This window comes from Polaromonas sp. CF318, from assembly GCF_000282655.1.
In the GTDB taxonomy this organism is placed as follows: Bacteria; Pseudomonadota; Gammaproteobacteria; order Burkholderiales; family Burkholderiaceae_C; genus Polaromonas.
The window spans coordinates 1-20693 of record NZ_AKIV01000047.1; the positions used below are offsets into that span (position 1 = coordinate 1).

At 63.5% G+C, this 20693-nt stretch carries 16 protein-coding genes; 8 read left to right on the forward strand and 8 right to left on the reverse strand.

Annotated features, from left to right (window positions below; all coding sequences use genetic code 11):
• The 3 genes from PMI15_RS07765 to PMI15_RS07775 all read left to right on the forward strand — a co-directional run.
• Positions 1-991 (forward strand): ShlB/FhaC/HecB family hemolysin secretion/activation protein (locus PMI15_RS07765; protein ID WP_007866279.1); only part of this gene is annotated, 991 nt, incomplete at its 5' end.
• An 860-nt stretch (positions 992-1851) separates the two neighbouring features.
• Positions 1852-2436, forward strand: a complete 585-nt coding sequence (locus PMI15_RS07770; protein ID WP_007866281.1) for a toxin-activating lysine-acyltransferase — start codon at positions 1852-1854, stop codon at positions 2434-2436.
• A gap of 45 nt (positions 2437-2481) precedes the next feature.
• On the forward strand, positions 2482-7833 hold the full coding sequence (locus PMI15_RS07775) for a calcium-binding protein (protein WP_007866283.1): 5352 nt from the start codon (positions 2482-2484) through the stop codon (positions 7831-7833).
• A 218-nt stretch (positions 7834-8051) separates the two neighbouring features.
• On the opposite strand, the gene PMI15_RS25420 is transcribed toward PMI15_RS07775, so the two are convergent.
• Positions 8052-8699 carry a hypothetical protein gene (locus tag PMI15_RS25420; protein WP_007866285.1) on the reverse strand — a complete coding sequence of 216 codons (648 nt, stop codon included), beginning with the start codon at positions 8697-8699 and terminating at the stop codon, positions 8052-8054.
• Between the two features lie 226 nt (positions 8700-8925).
• Between PMI15_RS25420 and PMI15_RS07785 the strand changes: the two genes are divergently transcribed.
• Complete coding sequence (locus PMI15_RS07785) at positions 8926-9492, forward strand: VTT domain-containing protein (protein ID WP_007866287.1); 567 nt, start codon at positions 8926-8928, stop codon at positions 9490-9492.
• On the opposite strand, the gene PMI15_RS07790 is transcribed toward PMI15_RS07785, so the two are convergent.
• From PMI15_RS07790 to PMI15_RS07815, 6 genes are all read right to left on the reverse strand, one after another.
• Positions 9473-9691, reverse strand: coding sequence for a hypothetical protein (locus tag PMI15_RS07790; protein ID WP_036837996.1), 219 nt, complete (start codon positions 9689-9691; stop codon positions 9473-9475). The genes PMI15_RS07785 and PMI15_RS07790 overlap by 20 nt on opposite strands.
• 23 nt (positions 9692-9714) lie before the next feature.
• Complete coding sequence (locus PMI15_RS07795) at positions 9715-10233, reverse strand: O-acetyl-ADP-ribose deacetylase (protein ID WP_007866288.1); 519 nt, start codon at positions 10231-10233, stop codon at positions 9715-9717.
• 49 nt (positions 10234-10282) lie between these two features.
• Positions 10283-11005, reverse strand: a complete 723-nt coding sequence (locus PMI15_RS07800; protein ID WP_036838022.1) for an amino acid ABC transporter ATP-binding protein — start codon at positions 11003-11005, stop codon at positions 10283-10285.
• On the reverse strand, positions 10992-11759 hold the full coding sequence (locus tag PMI15_RS07805; protein WP_007866290.1) for an amino acid ABC transporter permease: 768 nt from the start codon (positions 11757-11759) through the stop codon (positions 10992-10994). The genes PMI15_RS07800 and PMI15_RS07805 overlap by 14 nt, the downstream gene beginning before the upstream one ends.
• Before the next feature lie 20 nt (positions 11760-11779).
• Positions 11780-12547 carry a basic amino acid ABC transporter substrate-binding protein gene (locus PMI15_RS07810; RefSeq protein ID WP_007866291.1) on the reverse strand — a complete coding sequence of 256 codons (768 nt, stop codon included), beginning with the start codon at positions 12545-12547 and terminating at the stop codon, positions 11780-11782.
• A gap of 187 nt (positions 12548-12734) precedes the next feature.
• Positions 12735-13625, reverse strand: a complete 891-nt coding sequence (locus PMI15_RS07815; protein ID WP_007866292.1) for a dienelactone hydrolase family protein — start codon at positions 13623-13625, stop codon at positions 12735-12737.
• A 324-nt stretch (positions 13626-13949) separates the two neighbouring features.
• Here PMI15_RS07815 and PMI15_RS07820 point away from each other — a divergent pair, with 324 nt between their 5' ends.
• The 4 genes from PMI15_RS07820 to PMI15_RS07840 all read left to right on the forward strand — a co-directional run bounded on the left by PMI15_RS07820 (position 13950) and on the right by PMI15_RS07840 (position 19557).
• Positions 13950-14756, forward strand: coding sequence for a DUF2726 domain-containing protein (locus tag PMI15_RS07820; protein ID WP_007866296.1), 807 nt, complete (start codon positions 13950-13952; stop codon positions 14754-14756).
• 93 nt (positions 14757-14849) lie between these two features.
• Positions 14850-15131 (forward strand): HNH endonuclease, encoded by a 282-nt coding sequence (locus PMI15_RS07825; RefSeq protein ID WP_007866298.1) that lies wholly within the window; start codon positions 14850-14852, stop codon positions 15129-15131.
• Positions 15128-17953 carry a 7TM diverse intracellular signaling domain-containing protein gene (locus PMI15_RS23980; RefSeq protein ID WP_007866299.1) on the forward strand — a complete coding sequence of 942 codons (2826 nt, stop codon included), beginning with the start codon at positions 15128-15130 and terminating at the stop codon, positions 17951-17953. Before PMI15_RS07825 ends, PMI15_RS23980 begins: the two co-directional genes overlap by 4 nt.
• An 11-nt stretch (positions 17954-17964) precedes the next feature.
• Complete coding sequence (locus PMI15_RS07840) at positions 17965-19557, forward strand: alkaline phosphatase (protein WP_007866301.1); 1593 nt, start codon at positions 17965-17967, stop codon at positions 19555-19557.
• On the opposite strand, the gene PMI15_RS07845 is transcribed toward PMI15_RS07840, so the two are convergent.
• Entirely contained in the window at positions 19554-20675 is a 1122-nt protein-coding gene (locus PMI15_RS07845; protein WP_007866303.1) for a 2OG-Fe(II) oxygenase, read from the reverse strand. The genes PMI15_RS07840 and PMI15_RS07845 overlap by 4 nt on opposite strands.
• Between the last annotated feature and the right edge of the window lie 18 nt (positions 20676-20693).

The window sequence follows — 20693 nt, forward strand, 5'->3', positions numbered from 1 at the left end:
CCCCAGCCGCTACACCGGCGAATACCGCCTGGCCGGCACCTTCAACCTCGTGAGCCCGCTCAGGATTGGCGACCAGCTCACGGCCAGCGTGCTGACCGCCGGCTCAGGCCTGAGTTTTGCGCGCCTGGCCTACCAACTGCCCGTGGGCAGCGACGGCCTCAAGGTGGGCGCGGCCTATTCCGACATCCACTACAAACTCGGCAAGGAGTTTGAAGCCCTGCAGGCCCACGGCACGGCCACCAGCAGCAGCGTGTTCGCGAGCTATCCCTTTATCCGCAGCCAGTTCAAGAACCTCAGCGGCACGGCCTCGTACGAAGACAAGAGCCTCAAGGACTACGTGGACGGCACCGTCACCTTCACGCCCAAAAAAGTCAGCGTCACCAGCCTGGGCCTGTCGGGCAGCCTGCAGGACGCGCTGGGCGGCGGCGGCATCACCAGCCTGGACCTCGGCATCGCCTTCGGCAATCTGAGCATCAACTCGCCCACGGCCCTGGCCATAGACGCGGCCTCGGCCCAGTCCAACGGAAGCTACACGCGCTTCAGCTACGGCGCGAATCGCCTGCAGCGTTTTACCGACAGCACTTTCCTGGCGCTCTCGGTGGCCGGCCAGACCGCCAGCAAGAACCTGGATTCGTCCGAAAAATTCTCGCTGGGCGGCATCAACGGCGTGCGCGCCTATCCGCAGGGCGAGGCCAGCGGCGACGAAGGCTACCGCGCCACCGTGGAGCTGCGCCACAACGTGATGCCCAATGTGCAGGCCACGCTCTTCTACGACGTGGGCAAGGTCACCATCAACCGCAATCCCTTCGGCGCGCCGGCCTCGAACAGCCGCAACCTGGCCGGTGTGGGTGTGGGCGTGAACGCCGCCTTGGGCCCGGTGCAACTGCGCTCATCGCTGGCCTGGCGCACCGACGGCGGGCTGCCGACGTCCATCCCTGCATCGGCGGCCAAGCGGCCTACCTTGTGGATGCAGGCGTCCGTCGCTTTCTGAAATAACTCCCTCTCCCGATTCAATTCCCTCCCCCGCTGGTGGAGGCGCGGCCTGTGCATGAAGCGGCGGAAGATGGATTCGCCGCTGGACCCTCACGCGTCATCGGCGCAAAAAAAATAACGCGCCGAAGTCTCCAGCACACGCCGCGCATTCACCGTCACATCGCCGCAAGGCCGAGGCGCCTGCACATAAAAAGGCCAGGGCGCCGCGGGCGCGCGGCCTGTTGTTGGCGGGCGGGCCGGCGGTGTGGCGGCCCGGGGCTGATAAGGGGGAGGGGAGAGCTGCATGTCTGTCCTTGGGGCCCTGGTGCGGGGCGGTTTTGTTGTTCTGCAAGAGCCGCCATCGTACTGTATGTACATACAGTTATCCACCCTGATTTACCCCTGGAAACAATGAGCCCCGGCCCCCTGCGGGCTGCGCCCTAGCGCGCCTTTTTTTAGCGCCATCCAGGCGCAATCCCAACAAGTCAGTTTTGTGAAAAATTCACAAAAAATCGTTACCTCTTTGTCCAGCAAAAGACAAAGCGGCTCCCTGATTTTTCCTCGCCTGCCTATCCTCGGCCGCATGTATGTAGCACTTAACAGCTACTGACAAATAAAACCTATCGGGTTTTATTAATGGAAAAGGTATCTCAATCTCGAATGTGTAGCACTTAAGGTTGAGATGCTCATCCGCAAGACCAAGAGGGGACGGGCATGAGTACTTTGATACCAGTCTTTCGGTGGGGCCGCAGCTTCCCCCCCCTCTCACCGGTGAAGGCCCGCAGGCCCTTCACCCTGAAGCCTGGCCGCCACGGCCGCCATAGCGCCTTTGCTTCCATCTCCGCCCCCACCCGCACACCTTCGTGAAGGAGACCTGCCATGACGACGCCCTCCAGCCCCAACTCCCCCGCTCTGGCCGACAAATTCACCATCCTGGGCAAGCTGGCCTGGCTGTGGATGAACTCACCGCTGCACCACTATTGGGAGGTCGATTTGCTGAGCCGCTTCGCGCTGCCGCCGATTGAGCTGGGCCAGTACCTGCTGCTCGAGCGCGAGGGCATGCCCGTCGCCTACTGCAGCTGGGCCCACCTGGACAGCCGGGCCGAGGCGGCCTACATGCTGGATGCCTCCCACATCGCGCTGCCCGACTGGAATTGCGGCGACCACCTGTGGTTTGTCGACTGGGTCGCGCCCTTCGGCAAGGCCGATTCGCTGGAACTGAAAAACCGCCTGGCCGACAAATTCCCGACCTCGGTCGCGCGTGCGATACGCGTCAAGCGCGGCAGCCGCACGGGGCGGGTCATGGAGTTCCGGGGCCGTGATACCGACAGGCAGGCCGCGCGCGAACTGCTGTCCGGCTACTACCGCGATTTTCTGGCAAGCATTGACGCGCAGAAAACCCATCAGGTGCGCATGAAGAAAAAAAACGGACATGCCGATGCAGAGGTCAAGACGGCGCTGTAGCACAGGCCGCAGTCCGTTTCATTTGATTAAAGGAGACAAATAGCCATGGCCACACTCAACGACGCACTCGCCCTAGTCAAGCAAACCTCCCAAATGGCTTTGTACAAAAGGCTGCTGGAGCCAGTCAACCCCTATTCGGCCTACAACAACACCGACAGGATGCTGAATCTGGTGTACCGGTATTACACCGCGGCTTACGCCACGCCCGGACTGGAGAAACTCTACACGTCCAAGTCCGTGGATATGGCCGCGCACAAAGATCAGCTGGAGTATCTGTATGAGGCACAGACGAACCAGATGTCTCAATATTACTGGGCGTCGGCGGCGATAAAAGGCGTGGGCTATAGCATCAACCGGACCCAATTCGGTTTGGAAGATGCCGGTGACCGGGCGCTCGCGGGCCTTATGTTGGTTCGTTCCATCATCAATGCCGTGGACGAGACGATGCTTGCGATTGCCAATGACGTGCGGTGGTCGCCGCGGCGGTTTGGGCGGGTGCCTTACGTCCCTGCAGGTGGTTTGGCTCATTTCGATCCAGGCCCTGTTCTAGCTCCCTCTTCACCTGCTTCATCTGGGCCTTCTGATTCCGTATTTGGGCGGGTTCAAGTTTTCCGGCAATTTGTACCGAATGTTCCACTTTACGCTGGCGGGCTCCTACCTCCTGCCCAGTTCAATAATGATGGAGAAATTATTGGGCCTGATGCGCGTGGCGCGATGGTCAACTACGGCCGTCCGGGTCAAACCTACCGGGATCCGGTTACTGGGCGGTATTGCGCGTTATTAAGTAACCAAATGACGGTGGACTACGGGTTCTCTCAACCCGATGTCAACGGGACCGTGGTCGGAGGCGCGCCGCGGCCCGTACAAATAATCAGTGGGAGCGCTGCAAGCACTGTGTCTAGCCCGCCGCCCGGCACGGCCCCGCCCATAGCCCCACCCGGGGGCGGGAGCGCGCCCGAGGCTCCGCCCGTAGGGTCAAGGGCCGCGCCCTCAGTCGCAGGTTCATACACTAAACTGGATCCCGTTGAGGCGCCAAAGCGTAACGCCGTCAAAAATTACCGCAATTGGGGCGGTACCGTCGGCAGCGCTACTTTTACGTTCAATGCGGTTCTTGCGGTGGGGGTGTCGATCTGGCAGATCAGGAACGCTGCCGCGAAAAAAGACGGCCAAAGGAGTGGCGCGGAGGTGGCGTCGGCGGTTATTGGGTTGACAGGTGCGCTGGCCAATATCGGCGCCAACGGCTTCAAGGCGCTGGACAGTTTTGGCAAGGTATTGGTCAACAAATATCCTCACGATTTCATAGGCCCCCATGCGGTGGGTGGCCCTAAAGCCACCGGTGAGGCCCGTGGTACCAGATTCAGGCCAAAAACAAGCAAAATCTTTGGCCTGCTGGGCACCTATGGAGGCGGGCTTGCCAACGGGGCGGCGGGCTTGTTTGTGCTGGCGCCCTACTGGGGCAGTGACAAGCTCACCAGCGAACAAAAAGGGGTTGTTGCGGCCGAGTCTGTTATCCAGTTTGCGTCGGCCGGTCTCCAGATAGGAGGGAATGCCTGGCTGGCGCAAGTGGTGGGCAGGGGGATCGCGTATCCCTTGGTGCCGGATGCTGCTTCTTTCAGCGGCGCTACACGTCTCGTGCGCCACAGGTCTTTGATGGGGCCCATGGGGCTGACTTTTACGGCCGGCGCGATGTTGGCGTTAAGCCCGCTGGAGATTTACGCCCTGGCCAAACAAAGCGAGTACGCCACTGATCTCGACAAATTGGCATCCGGCGGCTACGCCGGCCACGGTCTGCTCGCGGATTTTTACCGTGAAAAAAATGGCGTGCAAGCCGGCATCTTCGCGACAAGCGCGATCCTTGACATCGTTAGTTCACTGGCCGTGGCTGCCTGCGTGGTCAGCGGTGTCGGCGCTCCGATTGCCATTCCCCTGGGACTCGTGGTGACGGGGATCTCCGCGGTATTCAGGGCCGCGGAGTATGCTTTCATCGAAAAAATGGCGGAAAAGGCTGTCCAGAAAATCTACGCGTACGTTGACCCCAAGGACTCTTCGCGAAAAGGTCCCCAAGCTTATTTCGAGAACAGCCTGAACGCGCAGAACAAGTCGCTTTCCGACTCAGCGATGCTGACCGACTATCTGGCGAAATTACAGGGCAACTACGGGAGTGTGGTGTGGGTGGACACACAGACGATGTCGCCGCAAGCCATGGAATTGGCGGCATTGATCCGCAACACCACGGACCTGGTGACCGCAAAGGCCTATATCGAGCGGTTTAGCAACGGTATTTCGAGGCCCACCGCGTCTTTAAGAATCGATGCGGAAACGGGCGAGCTGAACCTGGATAACGATGGCACGGCCAAGCTTGGCAGCACGCAACTGCTGACCTTCCTCAACCCTTTGCTGGCGCCGGGCAAAGAAACGCGTAAAAAGGGGCATGTGGGCGGAAAGACCTCCTCGACCTCCCTGACGCTTACCGACGCGAACGGCACGGCCTATACCATCGGCAAGGGTTGGACCATCAATGACGGCAATGCGTCAAGCACCATGGATTTGACGAACGTGGTGACCAAGGTCATAAACAAGAACATGACGGATAAGCTGGAATTGCCGATAACCGTCAATGGCGGGGGCGGCGATGACAAAGTGATCGCCAATGCTTCGGCGATGCGATTTGACGGAGGGGACGGCTTCGATGTCGTTGACTACCAGCATTTGGCAAACGATGGAGGTATTGCCGCTATCACGAGTAAGCGGCAAGACGGAAACCGTGTCGTGACAAAGGTGATGGCTAACGTCGATACCTACCATGAAGTGACCGGCCAATATAGCTATGCGCCGACTGGCAAGAGAGTCGAGAACGTAGAGAGCCGGGAATTCGAGCTGACCAAGATCGACACGGACACCAAGACGGATACCCTGGTCAATGTGGAACGAATCATTGGCTCGGACGGCAATGACGTTATCGATGAGAGCGATGCCACCCCCACCCCCACCCCCACCCCCACCTTGGGCACTATCCATAAGAGGCAAATGAATCCCGGCGCCTTGATCGACGGAAGTGGCGGTAATGACATCATCACAGGCGGCAACAGCGACGAGAGCTTGGTGGGCGGAACGGGCTGTGACCTTGTCTGCGGCAACGCGGGCAACGACTTGGTTTACCAAGATATCGAATTGGTCAATGACACGATCGACGGCGGGGACGACACCGACACGGCGAGCTACAACCTCACGAAGCTGAGCGGAAAGGCCGCGGCCCAGACGGTCGTCAGCGTCGGGAAGCTTGATGTCGGGGCTGCAAGATACATCCGCATTTACCACATCGAGACCGAGCCCCGGGACTCCACAAAACCGAGGAACCAGGACATCCTGTCGCTGGCGGACCTGAAAGTTTATTCCGGCGGGCGTGACGTGGCTCAGGGTAAGGCCGTCGTCACGGCCGGCGCCGATCTGACGGGTGATCTGGGCTTCTATAACCTGACTATAAGGAGTCTCAGTGCCCTGACCGACGGCGTGCAGGGCGACGGCGCACCGGTGGCCACCGTGGGCCCGGCTGTTGATGCCGGTAATGCGCCGCGGGGCCGCATGATGTATTTCGACGTGGACCTTGGGGCCGGGTACGTCATTGACTCGATCGCGCTGTGGGGGAACGCGGGCAAGACCGAGGAGAGCAACAACCTGCGGGTCTATGTATCGAACACGCCGTTTTCCCAAATGACGGTGCCAAGCAGTTTGTCTCCTTCTACGTCTCTGCCTGCCAAGTATTTCGACTTTGCCGACTTGGCCGCCAAGGGGCAGATGAAACAGATTGACGTGGCAAAAGTGCAAACGGCCGGAAACACGCTGTCGCTGGACAACCTGGGCTCCACAGGAATTGCGGCTGACCTTGGCAAGGGCACGGTGATCAAGACCTTGCCCGGCACAAACGTTGTCCTCAATACCGTGGGCCGGTATATCCGCATTTACCACATTCAAGACAGCGCAACGACAAAGGCCGCCAAATCGGCCACCGTGTCGCTAGCCGAATTGAAGGTCTATTCCGACGGAATGGAGGTGGCCCATGAAAAAACAAGCGGGGTCGATGCCGACATTTACAGGAGCGGCATGTTCGGAGATCCCCTGGACCGCGGGGAGAATTCCGACAAAGCCCTGACCGATGGGCGTGTGGGTAGCGGCGTTCCACTGGCCTCGGCAAAGTCAGATACGTCGCTTGTGGATATTTTGACGCAAGGCCGCGAATTTGATGCCGAGCGCCTCTATATCGATATAGATCTTAAAGACCAGTACTCCATTGATTCCATCTCGCTGTGGGGTAACGCGGGCAAGCCCGAGGAGAGCAACAACCTGCGGATCTATGTGTCGGACAAGCCGTTTCCTTCGTCAAGCGGTGAGGCTTACTTCGGCTACTTCGGTTCTAGGTCCAACCCCTCCGTGAAGTCGTTTGATGTGGCGACGGTGACAAGCTCCCAGTCGACCGCCACCGACACCTTGACAGGGATCGAAAACCTGATCGGCACGGAGCTGGCCGACAGCCTGACGGGCACCGAGAAGAACGACGCCATCACGGGCGATGCCAATGCCAACAGTTTGAGCGGCCGGGGCGGGAATGACGCCATCTCTGGCGGCGCGGGCAATGACATGCTGTGGGGCGATCAGGGTAACGATGTGCTGAGGGGTGGAGACGACAATGACAAGCTGTATGGCGGCCTGGACAATGACACGCTGTCGGCTGGCGCGGGCGATGACTTCCTGTATGGCGATGAGGGATCCGACGTCCTGTTTGCCGGGGCCGGCAACGACTGGCTGGAAGGCGGGGATGCCGGCGGAACGGACACGGCGGACTACAGCGACATCTACCTGGGCGGCGGCATCAAGGCCTCCTTGGTCACGGGCATGGTGTCCAAGTATGAGACGGCCGGCAAGCCCGCGAAAACTGACACCTTGAGGGGCATCGAGAACCTGGTGGGGACGGCGGCGGGCGATTGGCTGGAGGGCAATGAACTCGACAACAGGTTGTTCGGTCGCGCGGGCAACGACACGCTGTCAGCCGGCGCGGGCAATGACTTCCTGTATGGCGATGAGGGAGCCGACTGGCTGTATGCCGGAGCCGGCAACGACTGGCTGGAAGGCGGGGCCGCCGGAGGTGCGGACACGGCGGACTACAGCACCAGCGGCGTGGCCGAGGGTATAGACCTGCGCGGGCACCGTGCAGAACGCGCGGCCATCGTAGGCGCTGGCCGTCACCGTGCTGTCGGTGCTCATGGCAAGGGAGCCGGCCCCCAGGCTGGCCGCGGGAACGGTGACGCTGACATTGTTGATGGTGGCGTTGTTGCCGGGCGTGCCGCCGGAACTGAAATTGCCCCCGGTCATGGTTCCTGCGCCCACTTGCAGAAACAGTGAGCGGGTACCGGGCGTGATGCTGACGGAAAAGGCCTGGGCGCCGGTGCACAGCAGCGTGCTGCATAGATATATGAGTCCAATCCAGAGGGACTGGCTGGCGCTGCCAGGGGAATGTGCAAAGGCAAGTAAGGCTCGCATGCGCATCGCTTTACGCCGGTCAGCAAGCCGGCAAAAGAATGGCCTCGTGAATGGAGGCCATTGGAAGAAGTGGCGAAAACTCAGAGCTGGGTCGCGGTGTAGGTCACGCGGCCGTTTTTGGCGACCGTGCCGCCATAGGTGCCGGCGGCGGGAATGCCTGTGTTGAGGTAGCTGTAAGTCCACTTGCCCTCGACACGGACCAGGCGGTTGGTGGCGGTCAGGGTGGAGGCCGTGCCGTTGCCGCCGGAGGCGCCGGTATTGAAGGCCGGATGGGTGATGGCTGCATTGGTAAAACCCGAGGTGGTGGCGGCCAGCGCCGCACCCGTGACGCTGATCTGGCTCCAGGGAATGGTCTCGCCGGCGGTGCCGGTGGTCAGCGGGCCGGTGGTCGCTGAATTGAGGCTGATGTTGCCGCCGTTGCCGTATACCCGCACTGTCACCGCGCCGGCGGTCAGGTCGCCGCCGACTCCGGCAATGGCGCTGGCGTCGCCCAGATTGGCTGCCGGCACCGTGAAGGTGGGGGTGTCTATGGTGGCTGTGGTGGAGGTGTTGCCGGCGCTGGTGCCGACGCGCAGAAACAGGACTTGCGGGATGACGATGCTGAAATCCAGGCGTGCCGTCGCGGTCGAGCCGGTGGTTGCGGGGCTGGTAAAGGTGGATTCAGCCTGGGCCGGAAGGGACGCGAGGCCGGCGAGGCCCAGGCTGCTGAGGGCAATGATTTTTTTCATGAAAATTCCTCGGGCGGGATGGAAGGAAAACGGGGATGCGTAACTGAAAAAAAACGCTGAATTGAGATTAGCGACATTTGTTGTGAAGTTGTAAGCAATGGTCCGTGGAAAGACAATCCTTGCTTTTTTGGTACGCAGGTTTTGCGGCTCGGAGAACCCGGCCGCATGGATGGCGGGCGCCTAGAATCGACTGGAAACTTCCGGCAAATGCCACAAGACCTTCCAGATGCACCGCTTCAAACGCCTCGTCGCCGTGCTGGCCTTTCTGGGCCTGCTGCTGGCGGTGTTCCAGCTCTCGGGCCTGCGGGACAACTTCAGCCTGGCGTTTTTGCACCAGAAGTTTCTGGACAACGAGGCCAGCGGGCTGCTGATTTTTATCGTGCTGTTCGCGTTGGGGAACCTGGTCCAGATCCCGGGCTGGATATTCCTGGCGGCCGCGGTGCTGGCGCTGGGCGAGGCCTGGGGTGGCGTGGCGACCTATCTCGCGGCGGTGGTGTCATGCGCTTTCACCTTCTGGCTGATACGCCTGCTGGGCGGCGATGCCTTGCGGCAGATCAGGGGGAAATGGGCGCAGCGGATGCTCGCGCAACTCGACGCGCGGCCCGTGGCCGGGGTTGTGTTGCTGCGCACCTTGCTGCAGACCGCACCGGCACTGAACTATGCGCTGGCAATGTCGGGCGTGAAGTTTCGCGACTATTTATTGGGGACCTTGCTGGGCCTGCCGCTGCCTATCGCGCTGTACTGCGTGTTTTTTGATTACCTGGCGCGGGTGCTCAAGGTGCCGGGGTATTGAGAGGCTTGCGAGGTGCACGCCGGCGGAAGAAACGAAGCAGAACTGCCAGCGCAAGGGCCAGCAAAATCCCGGCCAGGATGAACTTCCCCACGGCTGCGGCGACAGCCGCCGTGGTGACAAACCCGAAGCCCACCGCCATCTCGAGCAACAGCAAGCTGCTTTCCAGGAGTTTGCCTCGCCAGGTTTTGGACCAGAACATGGTATTTGCGCGTTGCGGCAAGCTCAAGCCGCCGCATCCGCAAGCAGTCGTTCATAGACCGCAAGGTCTTGCGCCGAGAAGCAGCAGAACACCACCTCGCTGATGGAGGAGGGCTGTTGCAAGGCCTGGCGCACGCTGGCGATTGCAACCTCGGCGGCCAGTTCAAGGGGATAGCTGTAAATGCCGGTGCTGATGCTGGGGAAGGCCAGCGAGGCTATGTCCTTGGCGGCCGCGATTTCCATCGAACGCCTGTAGCAGGAGGCCAGCAATTCCGGCTCGCCATTGCCGCCGCCGCGCCATACCGGGCCTACCGTGTGGATGATGAATTTGGCGGGGAGGCGATAGCCTTTCGTGAGCTTGGCCTCGCCGGTTTTGCAGCCGCCCAGCAGCCGGCATTCATGGACCAGTTCGGGGCCGGCGGCGCGGTGTATCGCGCCGTCGACACCGCCGCCGCCCAGCAGCGAGGAATTGGCGGCGTTGACGATGGCGTCAAGCTGCAGCCTGGTGATGTCGACCTGGACGGCCCTGAGGGTGGCGGGCATCGCGCGTCTTCCGGCTGTTTTGTCTGAAGAGGCGCGCGAGCCGCCCGGTTTACAAGACCTTGCTCAAAAAGCGCCGGGTGCGCTCTTCCCTGGGGTTGTCGAAGATTTCGGCCGGCGAGCCTTCCTCGATCACCAGGCCTTCGTCGATGAACATCACGCGGTCGGCCACCTGGCGGGCAAAGCCCATTTCGTGGGTGACGACCACCATGGTCATGCCTTCTTCGGCCAGGGCTTGCATGACGGCCAGCACCTCGCCGACCATTTCGGGGTCCAGCGCGGAAGTGGGCTCGTCGAACAGCATGATGCGCGGCTGCATGGCCAGCGCGCGGGCGATCGCCACGCGCTGCTGCTGCCCTCCGGAGAGCTGGTTGGGGTAGGCGTCGATCTTGTCGAGCAGCCCGACCTTGACCAGCAGCTCGCTGGCGCGGTTGCGCGCTTCCAGGGCCGTGAGTTTGCGCACCTTGGTGGGGGCCAGCGTGATATTTTCCAGCACGGTCTTGTGCGGGAACAGGTTAAAGCGCTGGAACACCATGCCGATTTCGGAGCGCAGGGCGTCGACGTCGGTCTTGGGCTCGTGCACCGAGACGCCGTGCACCAGCACTTCGCCGCCGCTGGCCTCTTCGAGGCCGTTGAGGCAGCGCAAGAAAGTGCTTTTGCCCGAGCCGGACGGTCCTATGACGCAGACGACTTCGGTGGCTTTGATGGCGCAGTCGATGCCGCGCAGCACCGGGGTGTGACCAAACTGCTTGGTCAGCCGGTTAACGCGAATCACCTCGTCCATAACGAGCCTCCAGTTTCTTGACAAGGTAAGCCAGGCCCAGCGTCAGCACCCAGTACATGACGGAGATGGTGAGGTAGGGTTCCCAGTAGCGTGAGTAGGCGCCGGCGACGGTGCGCGCGGCGTAGGCGAGTTCAGCGAGACCAATCGCCGAGATCAGCGACGAGTCTTTCAGCAGCGAGATCGCGTTGTTGCCCAGGGGCGGCAGCATGCGGCGAAAGGCCTGCGGCAGCACCACGTGGTACATGGTGCGCGGGAAGGACATGCCCAGCGAACGCGAGGCTTCGACCTGTCCCTTGTCGATGGACTGTATGCCGGCGCGGAAAATCTCGGAGATGTAGGCGCCGGCATTGAGCGTGAGGGCCACGATGCCGGAGAGGAAGGCACCGTAGTTCTGCTTGATGTTGCGCGCGGCTTCACCCGAGATGACCAGGCCGTCGGCCGGGTTGATGAACAGCGGCAGCACGGCGAAGTGGATCAGCAGGATCTGCACGAACAGCGGGGTGCCGCGGAAAAAACTGACGTAGACGGTGGCCGGCCAGCGCAGCGCGTATTTGCAGATCGCGCGCGCGGGCGAATGGCGGGATTCCGCAACGCGCGCCATGCCGATGGCCAGGCCCAGCAGCGTGCCCTGCACGATGCAGATCAGCGTGACCATGATGGTCATCTGCAGGCCGCGCCAGAACAGCACGCCGTATTCCGCGATGATGTCGGCCCGGAACCAGCCGAACCAGAGGACTTGCTCCATAGCGGGGAAGTCTCAGCGGTTTATTGCGCGGGCAACGCGGGTGCGTCGGCCTGGAACCATTTTTTGTAGATGGCGGCGTAGCTGCCGTCGGCCTTGACGGCGGCCAGGCCCGCGTTAAGCTTGGCCAGCAAGTCCTTGTTGCCCTGCTTCACGACGATGCCGAAGTATTCCTTGGGAAAGCTCGCGTCGCTGACGGTCTTGAGCTGCTTGTGTTCCTGGGTGCGGAAGGCGATCACGCCGTTGTCGCCGATGGCGGCGTCCAGGCCGTTGTTGGCCAGCTCGGAGATCACCACGGGGGTGCTTTCAAAGCGGCGGATGTCGGGGTTGGTCTTGCCGAATTCGCGGGAAGCCATGTCGTCGCCGGTGCTGCCGGTGACCACGCCGATTTTTTTGCCGGCCAGGTCCTTCAGGCCCTTGGCGGTGCTGTTGCTGTGCACGGCGATCAGCTGGCGCGCTTCGAAGTAGGGGGTGGTGAAGTCGTAGGACTGCTTGCGCTTGTCGTTGATGGTGACGCCGGAGATGACCAGGTCCACGTCGCCGTTGTTCAGAGCCGCGAAGATGCCGGTCCAGGGGGTGTTGACGATCTTGATCTGCAGGCCGGCCTTCTGGGCGATGGCCTTGATCATGTCCACGTCGTAACCGACGATTTCTTTGGTCGGGCTCTCATAGGCAAAGGGTCGGTAGGTGGCGCTGGAGCCGACGACCAGCTCCTTGTTCTGTGCCTGGGCGGTGCCGCAGGCGAGGATGAGCAGGCCGGCGGTGGCGGCGATCTTATGCAGGAAATTCATAGTCAGTGTCCAGAAAAGGAAGGGGAAAGTGCTTGTCGGCCCGTGTGGGGAGGCGAAAAGCGAAAGTAGCCAATGGTAACGCCTGCAAAAGCCGTGCCCGGCGGCCGGTGGGCAGGGTTTTCGCGAAGAGGGGATAGGCGGCGGGGAAAAAGCGCCCAAAGGAGGGCCCGAAGCCGGGCACCTGCGGTCAGGCCCTGAGTTGCCGGTTGAAAAACGCTATGGTGCGCTCCCAGGCCAGCTTGGCGGCGGCCGCGTCGTAGCGCGGCGTGGTGTCGTTGTTGAAGCCGTGCTGGGTGCCGGGGTACTGGTAGGCGGTGTAGCTGGCGCCGGCCGCCTTCAGGGCCGCTTCGTAGGTCGGCCAGGAGGCGTTGATGCGCTCGTCGACCGCCGCGAAATGGATCAGCAGCGGGGTTTTGACCTTGGCGGCGTCTTCCGCCGGGGGCTGGTTGCCGTAAAAAGGCACGGCGGCGCTGAGTTCGGGCAGGCGGGTGGTCAGGGTATGCGTCATGCCGCCGCCGTAGCAGAAGCCGACCACGCCCAGCCTGCTGCTGCAATCGTCACGGCCTTTCAGGTAGGTGACGGCGGCCACGAAGTCCTCCACGCACTTGCGTTGGTCGAGCTTGGCGAACAGCTCGCGTGCCTTGTCCTCGTCGCCGGGATAGCCGCCCAGCGGCGTGAGGGCGTCGGGCGCGAAGGCGATGAAGTTGTCCAGCGCCAGGCGGCGCGTGATGTCTTCTATATGAGGGTTGAGGCCGCGGTTCTCGTGGATGACCAGCACGGCGGGCAGCTTGCCGCCGGCATTGGCTGGTTTCGCGAGGTAGCCCTTGACGGTGCCGGTTCCGGCGGAAGAGGGGTAGCTGAGGGTTTCGGTCTTGATGCGCCGGTCGTCCTTGGCGACCTGCTGTCCCGCGGCAAAGTTCGGGCTCAGGGCGGCCAGCAGGGCCGTCGCCGTCATGCCGGCGGTGGCGAATTTCTGGGCGCGCTCCAGGAAGCCGCGCCGGTCCAGGTTGCCGTGCACATAGGCGTCAAACAGAATCAGCAGTTCCTGGTCAAAGTCCTGGGCGGTTTTCATCGGCATGGCAGCTCCCGCAAAAAGTCCAGCATAGCCATTCAGGCGCCGCCTGGCAAAGGGTGCTGCGCGCGCGACACGGCGGCGGTGCCGGCCACGGGCCGGCTTGCTATGAAACAGATAGCTGCCGGTGCCCGTGCCGGCTGGGCCGGAGAGCGCTGTTATGCGTCCAGACGGTGGAAAGCCGGGAAAAACCTGCTTTAATAGCGGCTTGGGCCGCCGCGGCTTCAATTGACACGGCGGGCTTTATATGACTCACTGGGCCCAGCGGGGCCATCCAGCCGCGGCTGCCTTCAGGCTGCTGCGCCCCCCAATCATGAGGAGAACCGCATCTTGAACCTGATTTCATGGCTGATGGCATTGTTGGGCTTGGCCGTGGGCGCGCTGGCCGGCATCCTCCTGTACGCCCGCTGGTTGCGGCAACAGGCGAGTGAACGGTTGCGTATTCCCAAAAAATGGCCGCTGGCCGCGCGCGGGGTCGTGACCGACGACGAATACGAGGTCTGGAAATGGCTGCGCAGCGCTTTCCCCGAGCATGCGGTCATGCTGAAGTTGCCGGTGCTGCGCTTCACCATTCCGACTGAAAAAGACAAGGACAAGGAAAAAAACAAGGAGAAGAAGGAGCGCCTGCTTGAATTGCTCAACGGCGTCTACACCAGCTTCACCATCTGCACGCTGGACGGCACGGTGGTGGGCTGTGTCGACCTGCGCGGCAAGCGCGATGTAAGCCGCGCCAGCCGGGAGCTCAAGGAGACCCTGCTGTCCGATTGCGGCATCGCCTACACCACGGTGAAGGCCGGCCGCCCGCCCACCGTGAGCGCCATGCGCGCGGCTTTCCTGGGCGAAATCCCCGAGGAATTGATGGAGGAGCACCAGGAAACGCGCGGCGGCGACAGCAGCTTCCATGCCGACCTGGAGTCTTTCACCCGCGAGCGCAAGAGGGCCGCCAAGGACGCTGCGCTCAAGGAGCTCAACAAGGAAACCAAGCAGGAGGCCGCCCAGGCGGCCGCCAATCGCGACATCGGTTTCAACCCGGACGGCACGGGCGGCCTTCGCATCGACAAGAAGAACCGTTTTTCGGCCCAATGGGAAGACTCTTTCATCGAGCCTGCGGACGCGCGGCCGGCCAAGCTCGAATAGGCAGGGAGTCTATGAGCGCGAGCCCCCGCAGGCGTTTGCCCCGGCACGCCTTGAGCCTCCCGATCTTGGCACTGTCGCGATGAAAAAACCGTCGTGAGCAGGCTGGGCCATACCCGGGACAAGATCTACAAGACCGTGGCGCGGCAGTTGCACGGCGTGGTGCCCTGCTGGGTCTGTGGCGAACATGTGACGCCCCAGGCCGCGACGCTGGAGCATATCCAGCCTTTGAGCGAGGGCGGCAACAGCCATATGGAAAACCTCGCCATCAGCCATGAAGTCTGCAACGGCCAGCGGCACGCCACCGGTGTGGTGCCGGCTTCGGCGGCCGCGCCGGGGCGGGTGCTCAGGCGCGCTGACCCTGGCGTTTGCGCATGAGGCGGGCCTGGTTGCGGGCTGCGTGGCTGCTGCTGGCCGTGCTGCTGGCCAGCCTGGTATTTCCGGCCGCCGCGCAGAAGCCGAAAACGCCGGTAACGGCAACAGCGAAGGCGCAAGCGCCCGCCGCCGCCGCGGCGCAGGCCGACACCCCTGCCGATACCAGCCTTGAAGTCGCCATAGGCCGTGAAGGCCGCTATGTGCTGTCGCGTTCTTTCTCCTACCTGGAAGATGCCGGCGGCGAACTGGTGCTGGCTGACCTGCTCAAACCCGAGGCCCAGGCGCGCTTCCAGCCGGTGCCGCAAACCGGCCCGGCCACCAATTTCGGCCTGACCCGCTCGGCCATCTGGCTGCGCGTGACGCTGCGTCCCGAGCGCGACGCCCCGGCCGACTGGATGCTGGAACTGGCCTACCCGCCGCTGGACCGGCTGGAGCTGTATGCGCCTGACGGCAAGGGCGGCTTCAGCCGGCAGGTGGGAGGCGACCTGTCGCCCTTCGCCGAGCGCGCCGTGGTGCACCGTAACCACGTGATGCCGCTGCGCCTGAAACCCGGCGCCGCCAGCACGCTATACCTGCGCGTGAGTTCGGGTGGCACGGTGTCGGCGCCGGTGAACCTGTGGCAACCGGCGGCGCTGTGGCGGCACGACCAGGCGGAGTACGCCACCATCAGCTTGTACTTCGGCCTGCTGATAGGCCTGCTGCTGTACAACCTGCTGCTGTTCTTCTCGGTGCGCGACCAGGCCTATCTGATCTACGTCGCCTTTGTGGCCTGCATGGCCGTCGCGCAGGCGGCGCTGACCGGTTTCGGCGCGCAGTTCCTGTGGCCGGGCCAGCTCTGGTGGAACAGTGTGTCACCGCCGACGGGCATGGCGGCAACGGCGATCTTCGGCGTGCTGTTCGCGCGCAGCTTTCTGTCCAGTGCGCTCAGGATGCCGCGCCTGGACAGATTGATGCAGGCATTGGTGGCGGGCTGGCTGCTGACTTTGCTGGCGGCGCTGACGCTGCCCTATGTGGTGTCGTCCTTGATGGTGACGGTGCTGGCGGTCTTCAGCGTCATTACCCTGGTGGTGGTGGGTGTGCTGAGCGTGCGTTCCGGCCACCCGGGCGCCAAATACTTCCTGGCGGCCTGGGCCCTGCTGCTGGTGGGTGTAGTGACCCTGGCGCTGCACAACACCGGCGCGCTGCCGTCCCACGCGCTGACGGCCAACTCCCTGCTGATAGGTTCGGCGCTGGAGATGGTGGTGCTGTCTTTCGCGCTGGCCGACCGCATCAACGTCACGCGCCGCGAGAAGGAGCAGGCGCAGGCGCGCATCATGGCCGAGCACGCCATGGTCGAAGCCCTGAGCGCCTCGCAGGAAAATTTCCGCACGCAGCTCAAGGAGCGCGAGATGATCCTGGAAAACTCCATCGTCGGGATCGCCTTCCTGACGCCGGACGGGCGTTTTCGCTGGGCCAACCAGGCCATGCTGGAGGTCTTCGGTGTGGGCAGCGATCAGCTGACCTCGATGGAACCCTTTTACCTGTCGCGCGAGGAATACCTGCGGGTGGGCGGCGAGGTGGCCGCCTGCGTCGCCCGCGGCGAGAACTACGAGGCCGAGATCCAGGTCAAACAGTACGACGGCACGCTGATCTGGGTGTCGCTGTCGGGCAAGGCGGTGAGCGAGCGCGACCTGGGCCAGGGCACGGTCTGGGTCATCATCAACATCACGCGGCGCAAGGAGCTGGAGGCGCAGCTGGTGCGCACCTCGTCGGAGCGCGAAGCCATCCTCAACAGCGCGCTGGTGGGCATCGTGCTGTCGGTGAATCGCCGCCACGAATGGGTCAACGAGAAATTCGCGCAGATGATGGGCAGCCCGCGCGAAGCGCTCATGGGCCAGCCCTCGAGCTACATCCATCCCGACCTGGCCACCTGGGAGCAGTTCGGCAAGGAAGCGCGCGAGGCGCTGATCGCCACCGGCAGCTACATCAGCGAGCGCCAGTTGAAGCGCCGCGACGGCCAGCTCTTCTGGGTGCAGATGGCCGGCAGCTGCGTGCAGGCCAGGGAGCCCGAATCGGGCGTGATCTGGGCCTTCCTGGACATCACCGAACGCAAGCAGTCGGAAGAGGACACGCGCGAGGCGCTGGAGCAGCAGCGCGCGCTCAACGAGCTGCGCACCCGCTTCGTGGCCATGACCAGCCATGAGTTCCGCACGCCGCTGTCGGGCATCCTGTCGGCCGAGGAGTTGCTGCGGCATTACGGCAGCCGGCTGCCCGAATCCGAGAAGCTGGAAATCCTCGACAGCATCGCCGCGGGCGTCAAGCGCATGACGCGCATGCTGGACCGCGTGCTGATGCTGGGCAAGGCCGATGCGCAGATGCTGGAGTTCGAGCCGCATCCGCTGGACCTGCAGGCGCTGTGCCAGCAACTGGTCGAGGAGGCGCGCATGCAGCAGCCCGGCAGCCTGTGCGAGCTGCGCCTGGACTACACGGCCGGAACGGGCCAAGGGCTTTACGACGAGAAGCTGCTGCGCCACATCTTCAGCAACCTGCTGTCCAACGCGGTCAAGTATTCGCCGCTGGGCGGCCTGGTGCTGTTCCGCGTGCGGACCGAGGAGGACATGGTGGTACTGGAAGTCGAGGACGAGGGCATAGGCATTCCCGAAGACGAACTGCCGCACCTGTTCGAGTCTTTCCACCGCGCCAGCAACGTGGGCACCATCCAGGGCACGGGCCTGGGCCTGGCGATCGTGCGCAACGCGGTCGACATCCACGGCGGCACCATAGACGTGCGCAGCAGCGCCGGTTCCGGAACCACCTTCACGGTGCGCCTGCCGGCCAGGCACTGAAGGCCGCGCGCATGAACACGCCGCTCGTGATCCAGAGGCGCCGGCTGCTGCAGTCGCTGGCGGCGGCGGGCGCCGGCTTGTACCTGCCGGGCAGGGCGGCCGCGCAGACGCGGCTGGCCGGCGACCCCTTCACGCTGGGCGTGGCCAGCGGCTCGCCCACCCACGACTCGGTCGTTCTCTGGACGCGGCTGGTGCTGGACGGCGATGAGGCCTTGCGCCTGCAATCCGGCCCGGTGGCTGTGCGCTGGGAAGTCGCGCATGACGAGGGCTTTACCCGCATTGCGCAGACGGGCCAGGCGCAGGCCGTGGCCGGGCTGGCGCATTCGGTGCACGTGGAGGTGCAGGGCCTGGAGCCCGACCGCTGGTATTTCTACCGCTTCGCCGTGGGCGATGCCCTGAGCGCCATCGGCCGCACGCGCACCTTTCCCGCGCCCGGCGCCGCGGTGGCGCGATTGCGGCTGGCCTACGCCTCCTGCCAGCGCTGGGAGCACGGCTATTACAGCGCCTACCGGCACATGCGGGCCGAGGACCTGGACCTGGTGATGTTCCTGGGCGACTACATCTATGAATACCCCAATGCCGGCCAGGCCGTGCGCAAACCCACCGGCGGCTGGGTGCAGACGCTGGACGACTACCGTGCGCGCTATGCCCTGCACAAAAGCGATGCCGACCTGCGGGCCATGCACGCGGCCTGCCCCTGGCTGGTGACCTGGGACGACCATGAAGTGCAGAACGACTATGCGGGTGTGTCGCCCGGCTACAGCGGGCCGCCGGTGGCTGATTTTTCCGCCCGGCGCGCCGCAGCCTACCAGGCGTTTTACGAGCACATGCCGCTGCGTGCCTCGGTGCTGACTCGCGCCATGGCGGGCCTCGCTGCCGGCGCCGAGATGCGCATCTACCAGCGCCTGCCCTACGGCCGGTTGGCCTCACTCTACATGCTGGACGCGCGGCAGTACAAGGACGCGCAGGCCTGCACGCGCGAAGGACGGGCCGGCTCCAGCACGCTGAACCCGGCCCATTGCCCCGCCTGGAAGGACCCGGCGCGCAGCATGCTGGGCGCGCAGCAGGAAAGCTGGCTGGATGCCGAATGGGGCGGCGCCGCGGCCAAGGCGGGCGACTGGAACCTGGTGGGCCAGCAGTCGCTTTTCGGCCAGCGCGATTTTCGCCCCGGGCCGGGCCAGGTGCTGTGGAACGACGGCTGGGACGGCTATGCGGCGGCACGCACGCGTTTCACCGATTCGCTGCGCAGGCATGCCGTGGCGAACCCGGTGCTGCTGGGCGGCGATGTGCACGAAAACTGGGTCGGCCACATCAAGGCCGACTATGCAGACCCGGCCAGCGCGGCGCTGGGCACCGAGTTCTGCGGCACCAGCATCAGCTCGCGTTCGACGGACAAGGCCAGAACCCCCGAGGTCCTGGCCGAGAACCCGCACTTCGTGTTTGCCGACTCGGAGCGCAGGGGCTACGGCGTGGTGGAACTGACGCCGGGGATGCTGACGGCCACGCTGCGTGTCGTCGACGACGTCACGCGCGCCGACAGCGGGGTGCAGACCCTGGCGAAGTTCGCGGTGCAGGCCGGGCGGCCGGTGGTTGAAAAGGCCTAGGCCTTGTAAGTCGCCGAAAGGCCTTTGTCCAGGAAAGCATTGTTGGCCTCGCGCACCTTCGCGGCCTCGTCGTCGTAGAGAAAAGGCAGGAAGGCATAACGCCGTCCGCGTGTCACCGTGGATACGGCATGCAGCAGGGAGCAGGAAAACACCACGGCGCCGCCCGGCGGGGGCTTGAAGGACCTGGGGCCGTATTCCGGGAAGCTGACCTCGCCGCCCTCGAAATCATCGTTGAGGTTGATGGACACGGCAAAGCGCCTGTGGGCCGTCCCGCGGGTGGTGTTGTCGCGGTGGGGGCTGAAATGCGCCTGCTGGTCGGCGCGGTAGCAGCCGATGATGTAGCGCTCCATGCGCGTGGCCTTGAATTGGTGCACCTTGGCGATCTCGGGAACGATGCGGCGCTGTATCCAGGCGCGCGCCGCCTTCACGACGGCAAGGTCGGTGATGTCGTAGTCCTCGCGGCGCTTGTGGCCGTGGTCGTGGGCCAGGACGGTTTTGCCGTTTTCCTCGCGCATAAAACCGGACTCCTTGCCCCCATGGGTTTCGTAAAGGCTGATGAGTTCCCGGCAGAAGCCCGGCGGGAAAACGTTCGGCAGCATGAGGATGGGGGCCTGCAATTCCATGCCCGCGAAGCGCGAGGGCGGCGGCAGGCCGGCGAGGCAGGACAGCAGCGCCTGCATATCGCCGGCATCAGCCAAGGGCAGCACTTTCAGTATCCTCAGGGTCGGGTCCAGGACAAAACACAGGCGGCGGATACCGGCCCGCTTTTGCGCCATGTCGGCGTCGTGCGGCACCACGCCATAAAGCTCGCTCACCTGTGCATCAAAATCCCAGAGGAAGCGGTAGCCGGGATAGCGGTCGGCGACGCGTTTTTCGCTTTCATCGCCCGGATCCAGGCTGACGCCGAAAAAAGAGCAATGCGCGTCGTTGAAGATGTCCTGCCGTTGCAGGGCCATTTCTATGGCCGCCCTGCCCAGGGGCTCGGCGGCGCTGGCGAAAAAACACAGCGCGATATACCGCCCGGCTGCGGCATGTATCGCATAGCGCGGATTCGCGAAGGATCTTTGCCGGAACCAGGGCGCCGGATCGCCCGCGAGGAGATTGAAGTATTTGCCCATATGTTGATGGGGGAAAGG